Origin of the sequence: Staphylococcus sp. 11007852 (assembly GCF_011394325.1) — a bacterium.
GTDB lineage: Bacteria > Bacillota > Bacilli > Staphylococcales > Staphylococcaceae > Staphylococcus > Staphylococcus agnetis.
In genome coordinates this window covers 1-15,283 of record NZ_JAANBJ010000042.1, presented here as the reverse complement: position 1 = coordinate 15,283, position 15,283 = coordinate 1, and the positions used below count along the sequence as shown (strand labels likewise).

The window sequence follows — 15,283 nt, the reverse complement described above, 5'->3', positions numbered from 1 at the left end:
ATCAACAGAATTAACTATACCAAGTTGTTACGAATTAGTCAACATGTTTCTGAAAGTTTTTTCTTTCGTTGAAATAGAAGGATCTAAGTTCACATCATTTAAAGGTATTAATTTCGTTTTATATCTAAATTTGTGATATAAGAAAAACCCTAAAAATACCGGAATACCCATATATGTGATAAGGAAACGATTGAAATCAAAGTTACCACTTTGAATAAAATCAACGTCTTGACCAATGATGACAACGATACATAAAACACCTGCAAGTATTGGACCGAATGGGAACAATTTCGCTTTGTAAACCAATTTGTCTTTATCATAATTTTGTGCATCAAATGCTTTTCTAAAACGATAATGACTGACGGCGATACCAACCCATGCGATAAATCCAGTTAAACCACTTGCCGCAACAATATACTCATACGCGTTACCACTAACTTGTTGCACGATAAATATTAAAATAACGATTGCAGCGGTTGCAAGCATTGAGATAATTGGTGTCCCATTCTTATTTGTATGACCGAAAATGCGTGCTGCGAGTCCATCTTTACTCATAGAGTACAACATACGCGTACTTGCATACATACCTGAGTTACCTGCTGACAATACAGAGGTTAAAATCACCGCATTCATAAACGATGCCGCAAAGGCTAAACCAGCATTTTTAAAAACTAATGTAAATGGTGATGTAGCGATATCATTACCACCGCCCATTAATGCAGGGTTATCGTATGGAATCAACATACCGATGATAAAAATAGCAAAAATGTAGAAAAGTAAAATACGCCAAAAAACTTGTTTAATGGCTTTCGGCACAGCACGTTGAGGATTTTCAGATTCTCCAGCTGTAATCCCTACAAGTTCTGTACCTTGGAAAGAGAAACCAGCAATTAAGAATACACCAAAAACAGCTAATAGACTGCCACCAAAGCTACCACCTAAAATTGGACCATCACCTTTAGTGAATGTATCAAATCCAACAGCTTGGCCACCCATAATACCCACAATCGTAAGAAGACCTACAATAATGAAAATAATGACCGTTGCCACTTTAATAAATGCAAACCAATATTCACTTTCGCCATACACTTTAACAGATAAAGCATTCAAGCTAAAGATGATACACATGAACAAGCAACTCCACGCCCATGCTGGTAGAAACTGTAGCGGTTGCCAATATTGAATGACTTGCGCAGCGATTGTGACGTCTGCAGCAACTGTAATAACCCAGTTAAACCAGTAGTTCCATCCAAGGGCAAATCCTAATGAAGGATCTACAAACCGTGTCGCATACGTACTAAATGATCCAGATACAGGCAAGTACGTAGCCATCTCTCCTAAAGATGTCATCAAGAAAAATACCATCACGCCGATAATCGCATATCCTAGTAATGCCCCTAATGGACCCGCATCTGCAATCGCGCCACCAGATGTCATAAATAGTCCTGTTCCAATCGCACCACCGATCGCGATCATCGAAATATGACGATCTTTAAGGTGTCTTTGAACCGTGTTTTCATTTCCCAAATTACTTTGACTCATAAAACCTATCCTTTCCCTTTACTTAGAGGTAGGTGCAAATGTTACATGATGATCATTGTGTTTATTTGTGTAAAAAGAAACAAAGGTTACATCGAGGATGCAACCTTTGTTATATATTTCAACATAGATAGCACACCACTATTGTGACAGTCTGGTTCCTATTCGAATACCAGCCCAATAAAAGTTGTTGATGGATGAACTTTTATTTCGGCGTCTTTACCTTTAATTTGTGCAACATATGTTCCATTCGACTTCTGACAAACGACTCATTAAAGACGCAACCTCTAACTAAATTTTATTAAATTTTTGATTTGTATCTACTATAGCTTAAAGTTTACTGAAAGACAAGTTATCTTTTCTTTTTTAAACGGATTTCGTCCACTAAATTCCAAATAAACGTGTCTTTTTCAACTGTTTCTTGATCTTTAGAGCCATATTTACGTACGTTAACTTCATGATTTTCAACTTCTTTATCACCTACTACAAGCTGATAAGGAATTTTTTTCATTTGTGCTTCACGGATTTTATAGCCCATCTTTTCATTACGGTCATCAATATGAACGCGGACACCTTGTGATTTGAGTTCATCTTGAAGTTGTCTCGCATAATCATAATGCAACTCAACATTGACTGGAATGATTTCAACTTGTTGCGGTGCTAACCAAGTTGGGAAAACCCCTTTTGTTTCTTCTGTTAAAAATGCAACAAAACGTTCCATTGTAGAAACGACTCCGCGGTGAATAACAACTGGACGATGTTGTTCACCATCTTTACCGATGTAATTTAAATCAAAACGCTCAGGTAATAAGAAATCAAGTTGTACTGTAGACAACGTTTCCTCTTTACCCATTGCCGTTTTCACTTGAACGTCTAATTTAGGACCATAGAATGCCGCTTCACCTATAGCTTCTTCATAGGAAAGACCCAGTTCATCCACCGCTTCTTTTAACATCGATTCCGCTTTATTCCACATGTCATCATCATCAAAGTATTTTTCTTTATCTTCAGGATCGCGATAGCTTAATCTAAAGCGATAATCTTCAAAACCGAAGTCTTTATATACATCAATAATCATGTTCACTGTGCGCTTGAATTCATCTTTAATTTGATCAGGTCGCACAAAGATATGGGCATCATTTAACGTCATGCCGCGTACACGCTGTAGTCCTGATACCGCGCCACTCGCTTCATAACGATGCATAGTACCTAATTCAGCAATACGAATCGGCAATTCGCGGTATGAATGTGGTTTATTTGCATAAATCATCATATGATGTGGACAGTTCATCGGACGAAGTACCATTGCTTCATCCTCATCAAGTTGCATCACTGGAAACATGTCTTCTTGATAATGATCCCAATGTCCAGATGTTTTGTATAAATTTACATTCGCCATGACAGGTGTATAGACATGGTCATAACCTAAACTTACTTCTTTATCTACGATGTAGCGTTCAATCTCACGGCGAATTGTTGCACCATTTGGTAACCATAATGGTAACCCTGCTCCTACTAATTGATTGTTAGTGAAGAGCTCTAAATCTTTACCGATACGTCTGTGATCACGCTCTTTACGTTCTTCAAGCATTTTCAAGTGTGCTTTTAAATCTTTCTTATCAAAGAACGCTGTTCCATAAATACGTTGCAACATTTTATTATTACTATCTCCGCGCCAATATGCGCCAGCAGTAGATAACAATTTAAATTCTTTAATTTTAGCTGTAGATGGGACATGTACACCGCGACATAAATCTGTAAACTCACCTTGAGTATAGAGCGTTACATTTTCATCTTCTGGAATCGCCTCGATTAATTCTAATTTGTAAGGGTCATCATTAAAGAATGCTTTCGCTTCGTTTCGACTAACTACACGATGTGTCACCGGATGATTTTCATTAACGATTTGTTTCATTGTTTTTTCAATTTTTTCAAAATCATCACTTGAAACTTTGTCATCCATATCAAAATCATAATAGAAGCCGCCATCAATCACAGGGCCCACACCAAACTTTACATCGCCATATAAACGTTTCAATGCTTGTGCCATAAGATGAGCAGTAGAGTGCCGTAATACTTCTAATGCCTCATCACTTCCCGGTGTAATAATTTCAATATCACCATCTTCTTCTAAAGGACGTGTAAGATCGACTAATTGATGATTAAATTTACCTGCAACTGCTTTTTTACGTAGCCCAGGACTGATCGATTGAGCAATTTCTTCTGTTGTAATCCCTTTTTCAAAACTTTTTTCATTTCCATCTGGAAAGCGAATCATTATTTGTGACATATGCATCCTCCTTAAATTTTAACGACTAAAATAAAAAGACCCCATCCCTAAATAGGGACGAGGTCATCGTGGTACCACCCTAGTACTGCATAAAAATATGCAAACTCTACTTAAGATAACGGTCTTGAGCCGGACATTCATTACAAATGTCATACTGAGGGAGTAATGCGATACACTATTAACTACACTCTCATCAAACGGTAGCTCTCTGTATAATAGGCTGTACAACATCGTATCCTCTATTTTTTGTCGTCATTTAGTTATTTCCATTATAGCGCTTTTTTATAAATTTTCAACGTTTTCTATAATTTTCCCCTTCTAATCGATAAGGCTCTGCTAAAGTTTTAACACGTTCCATAATCCGAGCGGCCTTCGTTACTTCAGTGCCACCACGCGTTACAGATAGATGGTGTTCGAGTTCGTCTAAATTTAAATTCGAGCTGAAAAACGTTGGTAATTCTTGAATCATACGGTAATGTAAAATAGGTCCTAACACTTCATCTCGAACCCATGGTGAAATTTCTTCTGCGCCAATATCATCTAAAAACAGAACACGGGCTTCTCTCACTTCTTTAACACGTCGGTCCGTCGAGCCATCTTTAAAACCATTTTTGAGTGTACGAATAAATTCAGGCACATAGATGATTGTAGAAGGCACTCGATTACTTTTCAATTCATTAGCAATGGCACCTAATATAAATGACTTCCCTGTCCCAAATTCACCATAAAGATATAAACCTTTAGTGGGTGTTTTCGCAATAATTTGATCAATCATATCGTCTAAGCGCATCGCCAGTTCTAAACGATTTCTTCGATTCATATAAATATCTTTAATTTTCGCATTTAATGTTTCAGGGTGCATATGAAATGAAGTAATCATGCTACTATAATACTTCGCCTCATCATGCTTAATTTTACATGGGCATGGCGTATATTTGATTTTGATGCGATTATTTTCGATATATAATTGTGGAATATGCCCTTTCACAAAGTTTGGACAGTTTTCGAAGGAATGATCATCATCACATTGCTTTTGTTGATCTTTATATTCTTGAAGTATATTTAAGTCTACATCTATCATGTGATTTGTGATTTCATGTTGGTGCGCGTCTATAAACTGCTTGACATCTGGATCTTGTAAAACATCGCGTTTAATTTTAGCAATACGTTTTTCGAAGGCATCATTCGACCCTATAATGTGACTAAATGATTTCATTCTTTTTCACCTGCCCGTTTTTTGTTTTTTAATTTATTTAAAAAGGCTTGTTTTTCCTTTTCAAGATGCGCTTCGTCTTCTTTTTTCAACTCAAATTCTTCAGGATGTGTAAGCCACCTTGGTGTTTTTTCGAGTGATTGTAAATGTTGTTTATTACGGTATTGTGAAGCACGTGGTTTTGAATAATGTTGTGATTGTTTCTCTTTTATCTTTTGTGCGAGTTCATGTGCGGATCTCGCGTCTGTCACCTGTTGTTTTTTCCAACTTGACGCTACTGAAAGCACGTAATTTTTAGGTAAATTTTGATCTTTCGTTAGTAAGACATATTGCAATAAAACATTAATCGCACCGAAGCTTAACTTCTCGCGCGTGATTAAATCTTCTATCATTGCTTTTTGTTGCGGGGTCGGTTCTGCGTCACCCCACGATGTGAGCATCACAATAGGACTTGTATTGTCCATCATTTCATACCACTCATCCCAATTGGAAACGTCAGCTTTTAAAGGATTTTGGATAGCGTTCGTCGTTTCACCTGAATTTGAAGGCGTAAGTGCAGGTAATTCTTGTTGGTTTTCAATCAAATAATAATCTTGCGCTGTTTTACGTAAAGTTGATAAAGATAATGTTTGATCGCTATTTAACGATTTTAATATCGCTGTTTTCATCATGTCAGGGGATAATCGATATAATGTAGCCAACTGAATAATCGTTGTTTTATTCGGTTCACTAATCACTTCACTACTTACATAATGCGTTTGAAGCATATCTTTTAATAAGTCAAAATCAAAATAAACATCAGATAAATCGACACCATTATAACTTTGTTCATTTAATGCACCTGCATTCGGTCGATGTGACTGTTGTGGTACTTTAAAAACATCTGTAAATTTTTTAGTTACTTCGGTAAAACCCTTTAAATCCATCTCATTTGGAATAAAATACCGTTTAATTTCATGAAAACGTGATTGGCCAACAACTTGATAAAAATAAACAGACAACATCGGGTCATTAAAAAATTTATAAGGCGATGGTGGTGCAACGAGTTCATAAACGAATTGTGTAGTTTGTTTTGTGTGACGTACATAGGTCTTTAACAAACCAATTCCCTCTAATAAATCTAATTTTTCTCGGAATTTTAATAAGTTAATTTTCAACTCAGACATAATCGTATAATGTGTGTAACCGTCATCAAAAGTACTTGAGGCAAATTGTTCTAAATATTGATAATAACTAACAGCATCAGCACCAATCAGTGGTATAAAAAGTCGATGAAGTACTTCTTGGTGACGTTGGTGATAAAAATATGCGCGCACGACGGCAAAACCATCATGTGCTTGTAATTGATTCGGATACATCGATACCATATTATTCACTCCGCCTGTTATCTTTAATAATACCTTGCATGGATTTAAGCAATTGATCTACATCTTTAAATTCACGGTACACGGATGCAAAACGCACATAAGAAACCTGGTCTACATCTATTAATAAATCCATCACATGTTCTCCAATATCTCTCGATGAAATTTCTGCCATACCTGAATCTCTCAATTTCCATTCCACTTGATTTGTAATTTCCTCTAGTTTTTGAAAACGTACTGGTCGTTTTTCGCATGATCGAACCAAACCGTTTAAAATTTTTTCACGATTGAATTGCTCTCTTGTTCCATCTTTTTTAACAACAATGAGCGGACTCATCTCAATGTGTTCAAAAGTAGTGAAACGTGTTCCACAATGTTCACATTCACGTCTTCTTCTAATTGCATTTAGGTCATCTACATGTCTCGAATCCACAACACGAGCGTGCGTGTGTTGACATTTAGGGCATTTCACGACTTTTTCACCTTCTTCAATAATTTTGTTTCATTATACTACAAACTGATTTAATAGCAAAAGTACAGTGATTAAAAAGAGCCAAGGTAAACATTTTACCTTGACCCTAATCGAGAAAAATATACTATTTTTTGTTAAACCAATCTATATATTAGCAATTTACAACTTATGCTGTCACTTTAATCGCTTTCGCAATTTGTTGTAAGACATCTACAACACGTGTAGAGTAACCCCATTCGTTATCATACCAAGCAAGTACTTTTACTTTATTTTCACCCATCACGATAGTTGATTGCGCATCGATAATTGCAGAGTGGCTATCTGTTTTAAAGTCATCTGATACAAGGGGTTCATCCACAATATCAATTACACCACCAAGTTGATGATCTCTAAATAATTGGTTCACTTCTTCTTTAGTTACAGGTTGTTTTAAATCTACAACTAAATCAACGAGCGACACATTTTTAGTTGGCACGCGTAATGCCATTCCGTGTAGTTTCCCTTCAAGTTCTGGCAACACTAGTGCGAGTGCTTTTGCTGCGCCAGTAGATGTTGGAATAATACTTTCAAATGCTGCACGTGCACGACGTAAATCTTTATGTGGATTATCTAAATTGTTTTGATCATTTGTTACGGCATGTACTGTAGTCATTAGGCCGTTTTCAATACCGAACGTATCATTTAACAATTTTGCAACAGGTGCTAAACAATTTGTCGTACATGACGCATTACTAAAGATGTCATATGTATCAACATCTAAATCACTGTCATTTACACCTTTAACAATCGTTTGCACGTGTCCACCTTTTGATGGACCTGTTAACAATACTTTTTTTGCACCTGCTCTAATATGAGCATCCGCCTTATCACCGTGGTTAAATTTACCTGTCGCTTCAATAACTACATCAATACCTAAAGCTTTCCAAGGTAAATTTTCTGGGTTACGATCAGAAACTAATTTAATTTCTTTACCATCCACACTAATACCATTTTCTATAGGTTGTACTTCTTTGTTGAAACGTCCGTGCGTTGTATCATATTTAATAAGATGTGCAATGGTCTCTGGTGGATAACTCGCGTTAATCGCAACTACCTCAATATCCTCTCTGTTTAATGCAATTCTTAAAACCATACGGCCGATACGACCTAAACCGTTTATCGCAATCTTTGTCGTCATGAAAAAAGCACTCCTTGTTAATGTGTTATACTTATATTTAAGAGTATATCATAATTAATCAAAAATGAAACCGTTTGCGTTGATAAATTTTACTTATAAAATGTCATTTGTATATTTTTACAATCCGTGTATAGTGCCTTTGGGATATTAATGTGTCACATTAACCTATGTAGTGATATATGATGAATCATAAATTTAGAGGTTACATGGCGCATTAGCTACCTGTAAACTCAATCCTACATCTTTCATTCGCATCCACCTGAATTTATAAAAAATGGGGTGAACCTTAAAATTGGTCCACCCCATTTTATTTCACTTTATTCAACACTTTTAAGATAACCCTTTTCAGCTAAAACTTCCTCTAAATTTTGTTTAAGTTCAAGTTTTGTGCCAAAATTATCAATTACTACATCAGCCATACGACTCTTTTTATCAATTGAAATTTGACTATAAATGCGTGCTTTGGCATCTTCAATTGATAATTGGTTACGTTCCATTAAACGGTCTATTTGAATGCTAGGAGATGTATAAACTAACCATACTTCATCCACTGTATTTTCAAGACCATTTTCATATAGTAAAGGAATATCCATGACAACATCATAACCTTCAGCAAGATATTGATCTCTTTCCTTTTCCATTAACGTTCTCACAATAGGATGAATAATAGCATTTAATTTTTCACGTTTTACATCATCATAGAACACTTGTTGTCCGATATAATGGCGATTCATTTCTCCATTGTCATCAATGGCTTCCTCACCAAATTCTGCTCGGACTTGTGACAAGCCTTCAGACCCTTTTTCAACTGCTTTTCGAGACGCGACATCAGCATCTACTATTTTAAAGCCGTGCGCTTTCAAAAGTTCTGCCACAGTGGATTTACCAGTGGCAATTCCACCCGTTAAACCAATGACTTTTGACATAACATACCTTCTTCCCTTATTTTTGACAATTTTTACAATAGTGTGTATTACGACCGCCAATAATCGCTGTATCAATCGCACTTTTACATTCTTCACACATTTTCTGTTTATATACTTTTAAATTATTTTGCATCGTTCCACGTTGACCATCTGCGTGAACGTAATCAGAGATACTTGTTCCTCCATGTAAAATACCCATTTCTAGAACTTTTACAACACTTTTAAAAACGTTTATGCGCTCATCATGTGATAAATCTTGTGCTAAACGATGTGGATTGATTTTAGCATCAAATAACGCTTCACACGCATATATATTCCCACACCCAGCAATGACGCGATGTTCTAAAATCATACGTTTTATCGGCATTTTTTTATAACGATTAACTTCATATTGAGCTAAATAATGCGATAACGCATCGATATCAAATGGTTCAGGTGCAATTTCTAATAGAGAAGGGTATTCCTCTAAACATTTAACATTTCTAATTTCACCAAACCGTCTAATATCTGAATAAACAAGTAACCAATCGTTATCTAAATGAAATATAACGTGCCAATGCTTTCGATAGTTTGCAATGTTAATATCCTCAATATGTTTGACTACAAAAAAGCCACCAGCCATGCCTAAGTGAGATACTAATGTACGTTGATCAGAATCGTTTACCAAATCAAAAAGAATATATTTGCTTCGGCGATATACATGTTGAATAGTATAACTAACACTAAACTGTTGAAACGCCTCTAAACTTATGCCCTTTATAATGGTGTCTTTACCTTGTTGTTTACCTAAAATGACACTATCGGAAAAGGTAATCTTTTCAATGCTTGCACCTTCAATGAGCGGTTGAATGCCACGTTTTACATGTTCAACTTCTGGTAATTCTGGCAATGTGTTCCCTACTTTCTATTTTGCATCGTACCACGTTTTCCCATAATCTGAATCTACTTGAAGCGGTACATCTAATTCTAATGCATGAATCATAATGTCTTCTACAAACTTACTAAATGTTTCAACTTCATCTTTAGGTAATTCAAAAATCAACTCATCGTGTACTTGTAATAACATCTTAGCTTTAAAATCAGAATGTTTCATCGCTTCATCTAACTTAACCATCGCACATTTGATAATGTCAGCCGCGCTACCTTGAATTGGGGAATTCATAGCTGTGCGTTCAGCAAAACCACGTTTATTAAAGTTACGACTCGTTATATCAGGAATATATCGACGACGTTTTAACAATGTTTCTACATAACCATCTTGTTTCGCATCTTGAACAATTTCTTCCATATAAGTCTTTACACCAGGAAAGTGATTTAAATAGTCATCTATAAACTGTTTAGCTGCTTTACGTGTAATACCTAGACTTTGGCTTAAACCATAATCGCTAATTCCATACACGATACCAAAGTTAACTGCTTTCGCTTGACGACGCATTAGAGCAGTTACTTCGGAAGCATCAACATTAAACACTTTCATAGCAGTCGTCGTATGGATATCTTCATTATTAATAAAAGCATCTTGAAGGGTACGATCTTTAGTAATATGTGCAAGTACACGTAACTCGATTTGTGAATAGTCTGCTGCTAAAATTACACTATTTTCATCTGTTGATTTGAATGCTTTACGAATTTTGCGCCCTTCTTCAATACGAATTGGTATATTTTGCAAGTTAGGATCCACAGAAGATAAACGACCCGTTTGAGCTAACGTTTGATTAAAGCGCGTATGAATACGGCCATCTTCAGAAATCACTTTTTGTAAGCCTTCTACATAAGTCGATTGTAGCTTAGAAAGCGTACGGTACTGAAGAATTAAATCAATAATGTCGTGCTCACCTTGCAATTTTTCTAATACATCAACTGCTGTGGAATACCCTGTTTTAGTTTTTTTAATAACAGGCAATTGTAACTTTTCAAATAAGATAACACCAAGTTGTTTCGGAGAGTTAATATTAAATGTTTCACCCGCTACTTTATGAATATCTTTAATCAGTGTATCCAATTTCGATTGAATATCAGCTTCCATAGTTTGTAGCGTCGTCACATCTGTGTAAATACCAGTAAACTCCATTTCACCCAAAATTAAAGCTAAAGGAAGTTCAATATCCGTTAATAAAGTCATTTGTTCATGCGCATCCAATTTTTGTTGCATCATTGGATACATGATTTCAATTGCATCTAAAATTGATGCAATATGTTCGGCTAACGGTTGGTCATCGGGGATAAGATAAGATTTTCCTTTTCCATAAATAGCAACACGATCCTGAACAAATGTCCCTTCATATAGAGATGAAACGGAAGCTACATCCTCAATTGTTTGCGATGGATCAATTAAATAGCTTGCAAGCATCGTATCAAAAACTATGTTTTGAATGCGTATGCCTAAACGCTTACACGCGACATATGTTTTCTTAGCATCAAACACATATTTACACGTTTTTTCATCTTCAAGCCACGCAACTAAAGGTTCAATCTCCTTAATCTGATGTGCGTCCACAACAATATAGTCATTGTCTGTTTTCAAACCAAATTTTAAAATATTATTTTTGATATAATTGTCTCCATCAATTTCAATATGAACTATCGCTGCATCTAAAGCATCAAATTGAATTCCTTTAAAATCTGAGGAGATTTGATATGATTTTTGAACTGATGATGTATCTGCTTTAATATCAATATCTTTTAATAATTGGCGAAATTCCAATGTTTTAAACAGCTCAATTTTTTCTGTCTCATCTATTGTTGTCGGACGTTTTGTATCTTCTATCGTAACAGAGATGGGACTGTCGCAATTTATAGTAGCTAATTGTTTACTCATTAATGCATCCGCTTGGCTATTAGCTAATTTTTCTTTCAACTTTTTCCCACTGACTTGTTCTATATTGTCATACACACCTTCAACAGTTTTAAATTGATGTAACAATTTTAGTGCTGTTTTTTCACCAACACCAGCAACACCTGGAATATTATCTGATGTATCACCCATTAAACCTTTCAAATCACGTATTTGATCAGGAACAAGACCGCCATACTGTTCTGCGATAAATGCCGGTGTATAATGATCTACATCTGTGACACCTTTTTTTGTATAATAAATTGTCACGTTATCAGTGGCCAATTGTGTTAAATCACGGTCTCCTGTAATGATGATGGTTTCTAACCCTTTTTGATCCGCTTCACGACTAAGTGTCCCAATAATATCATCGGCTTCATATTGTTCTAATTCATACCGCTTGATTTGATAAGCGTCCAACAGTTGGCGAATATAAGGGAACTGTTCACTTAATTCTGGAGGTGTTTTTTGTCTGCCACCTTTATAATTTTGATAAGTCTCGTGTCGAAATGTTGTTTTCCCAGCATCAAATGCAACTAGAAAATGTGTGGGTGATTCTTCTTTGATAATTTTTTCTAATAAACGTGCAAAGCCATAAATTGCATTCGTGTGAATACCAGCTTTATTTTGTAATAAGGGTAACGCATAAAATGCTCTAAAGCTTAAACTGTTACCATCAATTAACACTAACTTTTCCACATGGGTCCCTCCTAGCTACTTTGCATTTATTTTATCACATCACATACTAAATACCCATTGCGGCACTAAAAGAAAACGATACAGACTTGGTTAAAACCAAACCTGTATCGCAATATCACTTTATTCAGGTAATTGCACTCTAAAAGTGGACCCTTTACCTATTTCACTTTCAACCTCAATTTTACCTTGATACCCTTCCACAATATGTTTCGTGATAGAAAGCCCAAGACCCGTGCCACCTGATTCACGACTGCGCGCTTTATCAACTCGATAAAATCGTTCGAAAATACGCACAGTTTCCTCTTCTGCTATACCTATACCTTCATCTATAACTTCAATCACTTTATGTTTATCATTTTGATACACACGTAAAGTAATCGTTTTGTCTGGCGGAGAATAATTCACTGCATTTGATAATAAGTTTACGATAACCTGAGACATCTTTGTTTCATCCGCTAGTGCAGTGATATGCTCATCGATTTCATCAATTAAATCAATGTTTTTTTCGCTCGCTAAAGGTTGAATTAAGTCTAAAGCATTGTTCGCAACTTGAGATAGGTTAATAGGATGTTTATCTAATGCCGTATTTTGTTCAATTTTCGATAAATCCAGCAAATCATTAACGAGCGATTGAATGCGATTAGATTCTTTTAACATGATATTTAAAAACATATCTAATGATGCCTCATCATTTTTAGCACCATCTAAAAGTGTTTCAGTGAACCCTTTCATCGACGTGATCGGTGTTTTTAATTCATGCGAAACATTTGCAACAAAGTCACGTCTTAAATTTTCGAGTTTTTTCAATTGTGTAATATCATGTAAAACAATAACCATCCCTTGTAATCGTTTCTTTGTTCTAGTCAAAATAGGTACGCATGACGTATCAAAAAACTTTTGATGTATTAAACTTAATTGTAGCTCCACTTGATCATACACGGGTTTTTCAGTACGAAAACCTTCTACAACGAGTTTTTTTAAAGTCGGATGTAAAAACTTTTCATAGTTTTGATGTTCAACATTTTTCGTCTCGTTAAAAATCTCATAAAATGTTTTATTGGCAACTACGATATTTCCATGCTTATCAATCATTAGTACAGCACTCGGTATATTTTCTAATGTAGTCACTAGGCGATTACGCTGAATTTTTTGCTCACTATTTAAACGCTCTAAACGTCTTGCAAGTACATTAATTGTTACATAGAGTTCACGTGTTTCTTTGACACTGCTTTCAGGAACACGCACTTTATAATTCCCTTGCGTTAATAAAGAAGCGGCATAAGAAACCTCATTAATCGGTTGTATATAAGTGCGGTTAATATAGCGAACTGTAAAGAAAATCAATGCCATAATAACAATACCAATCAATATTAAGTACTTCCAGAATTGCATTTGTAAATCATAGACCGCATCATATTTCCCACTCATTAACAGTATTGTTTGTTGATGTTTGACACCATACAAATATTCACCGGATTTTCCATCAAGGATATAAACAGGATTTTCAGAATGCAATTGCCTCAAAAGCTCATCTTTTCTATTTTCGATAGTAAAATCTTTTTCAGTATGAAGTGTTTCAGTTTTACCATTAGTGATAATGTGAATATTAGCTTGATATGTTTCAGCTATATCTTGAATACGCGATGATTGGTGCGCTTGATAGCGTTGAATGATATGTTTAGATTGTTTGAGTAATTCACGTTTTTGATGATCCACAGAAATCGTGTATATAGAATTATGAACAATAAAGCCTAATATAAGAAAACTTACAACAGTGATTGTTGTAAGTATAATTAATAACTTGTGATAAAACTTTATCATCTATTTTGGACGCTCCAATTTGTAACCTAAACCTCTTACAGTTTTAATGAACTGCGGTTGTTTTGGGTTTTCTTCTAATTTATCACGTAAATGACTGATATGAACATCAACAATACGTGAGTCACCTGCAAACTCATAATTCCATACCGAATTTAACATATGTTCTCTTGTAATCACACGCCCTTGACGTTCTACAAGATACAATAATAGTTCAAACTCTTTTGGGGTTAATTCTAAGAGTTCATCATTACGATAAACTTCAAAATAATCTGGTCTAATACGAATAGGACCAATCACGATATCTTCATCTTCTTCATCAGCGCGGGTTGTTTCAAATTGAGAAGAACGGCGTAAAATCGCTTTAACTCTCGCCACGACTTCTCTAGGTGAGAAAGGTTTTGTCATGTAGTCATCAGCACCCAATTCCAAACCTAAAACGCGATCAAACTCATCATCTTTAGCTGTTAACATTAATATTGGGACTTGATTTTTATCAGAACGAATCGTTTTACATACTTCGATACCATCTTTTTTAGGTAACATCACATCTAATACGATTAAGTCAGGTTTTGTTTCTTTTTCTTTTTCAATTGCTTCCTCGCCGTCTTGAGCGATTTCTACAATATACCCTGCTTGTTCAAGATTGTATTTAAGTAGTGTGACAATCGATTGTTCATCATCTACTACGAGCACTCTTTGCACCATTAAACGTACCTCCTATGAATGATTAAGTTCATTATAACTTAAAATGTACTTAAAAATAATATGTTATTAAGTAACTTTACAATATATTCATAATACCTTAACAAAAATCAAAATGTTCATCTGTATTCCATTAGCTTATACCCTTAAAGTTCAAAAGTGTATCGTTTTTAAGTGAATTTTTAGCACATGAAGTAAATGTGTAAATGTCATATTAAATAAAAATATACCGTGATTTACATAAAAA

General features: G+C 35.2%; 11 protein-coding genes and 1 riboswitch. All 11 genes read right to left on the bottom strand.

The genetic code is table 11. From position 1 onward, the window contains the following. Window positions 1–27: 27 nt before the first annotated feature. Window positions 28–1,542 carry an amino acid permease gene (locus G8Y85_RS12090; RefSeq protein WP_165805922.1) on the bottom strand — a complete coding sequence of 505 codons (1,515 nt, stop codon included), beginning with the start codon at window positions 1,540–1,542 and terminating at the stop codon, window positions 28–30. Window positions 1,543–1,662: 120 nt separating this feature from the next. Beyond that, window positions 1,663–1,837: riboswitch (Lysine riboswitch) on the bottom strand. Window positions 1,838–1,891: 54 nt separating this feature from the next. Then, window positions 1,892–3,829 (bottom strand): threonine--tRNA ligase, encoded by a 1,938-nt coding sequence (thrS, locus tag G8Y85_RS12085; protein WP_107368643.1) that lies wholly within the window; start codon window positions 3,827–3,829, stop codon window positions 1,892–1,894. Between the two features lie 292 nt (window positions 3,830–4,121). After that, window positions 4,122–5,045 carry a primosomal protein DnaI gene (gene dnaI, locus G8Y85_RS12080; RefSeq protein WP_060551221.1) on the bottom strand — a complete coding sequence of 308 codons (924 nt, stop codon included), beginning with the start codon at window positions 5,043–5,045 and terminating at the stop codon, window positions 4,122–4,124. Then, a complete protein-coding gene (locus tag G8Y85_RS12075) occupies window positions 5,042–6,409 on the bottom strand; it encodes a replicative helicase loading/DNA remodeling protein DnaB (RefSeq protein WP_165805921.1) in 1,368 nt (455 codons plus the stop codon). The genes dnaI and G8Y85_RS12075 overlap by 4 nt, the downstream gene beginning before the upstream one ends. 1 nt (window position 6,410) lies before the next feature. Continuing rightward, entirely contained in the window at window positions 6,411–6,878 is a 468-nt protein-coding gene (nrdR, locus tag G8Y85_RS12070; protein ID WP_037565510.1) for a transcriptional regulator NrdR, read from the bottom strand. 166 nt (window positions 6,879–7,044) lie between these two features. After that, window positions 7,045–8,055 carry a glyceraldehyde-3-phosphate dehydrogenase gene (locus G8Y85_RS12065; RefSeq protein ID WP_060551223.1) on the bottom strand — a complete coding sequence of 337 codons (1,011 nt, stop codon included), beginning with the start codon at window positions 8,053–8,055 and terminating at the stop codon, window positions 7,045–7,047. 317 nt (window positions 8,056–8,372) lie between these two features. Then, window positions 8,373–8,981, bottom strand: a complete 609-nt coding sequence (gene coaE, locus G8Y85_RS12060) for a dephospho-CoA kinase (protein WP_060551224.1) — start codon at window positions 8,979–8,981, stop codon at window positions 8,373–8,375. A gap of 16 nt (window positions 8,982–8,997) precedes the next feature. Next, on the bottom strand, window positions 8,998–9,870 hold the full coding sequence (mutM, locus tag G8Y85_RS12055) for a bifunctional DNA-formamidopyrimidine glycosylase/DNA-(apurinic or apyrimidinic site) lyase (protein ID WP_103345301.1): 873 nt from the start codon (window positions 9,868–9,870) through the stop codon (window positions 8,998–9,000). A gap of 15 nt (window positions 9,871–9,885) precedes the next feature. Continuing rightward, on the bottom strand, window positions 9,886–12,513 hold the full coding sequence (polA, locus tag G8Y85_RS12050; RefSeq protein WP_165805920.1) for a DNA polymerase I: 2,628 nt from the start codon (window positions 12,511–12,513) through the stop codon (window positions 9,886–9,888). A 120-nt stretch (window positions 12,514–12,633) separates the two neighbouring features. Next, the gene (gene pnpS, locus G8Y85_RS12045) at window positions 12,634–14,334 is read right to left on the bottom strand and encodes a two-component system histidine kinase PnpS (protein WP_060551227.1); all 1,701 of its coding nucleotides are present in this window, start codon (window positions 14,332–14,334) and stop codon (window positions 12,634–12,636) included. Next, window positions 14,335–15,039, bottom strand: a complete 705-nt coding sequence (locus G8Y85_RS12040) for a response regulator transcription factor (RefSeq protein ID WP_037565516.1) — start codon at window positions 15,037–15,039, stop codon at window positions 14,335–14,337. Window positions 15,040–15,283 lie beyond the last annotated feature (244 nt).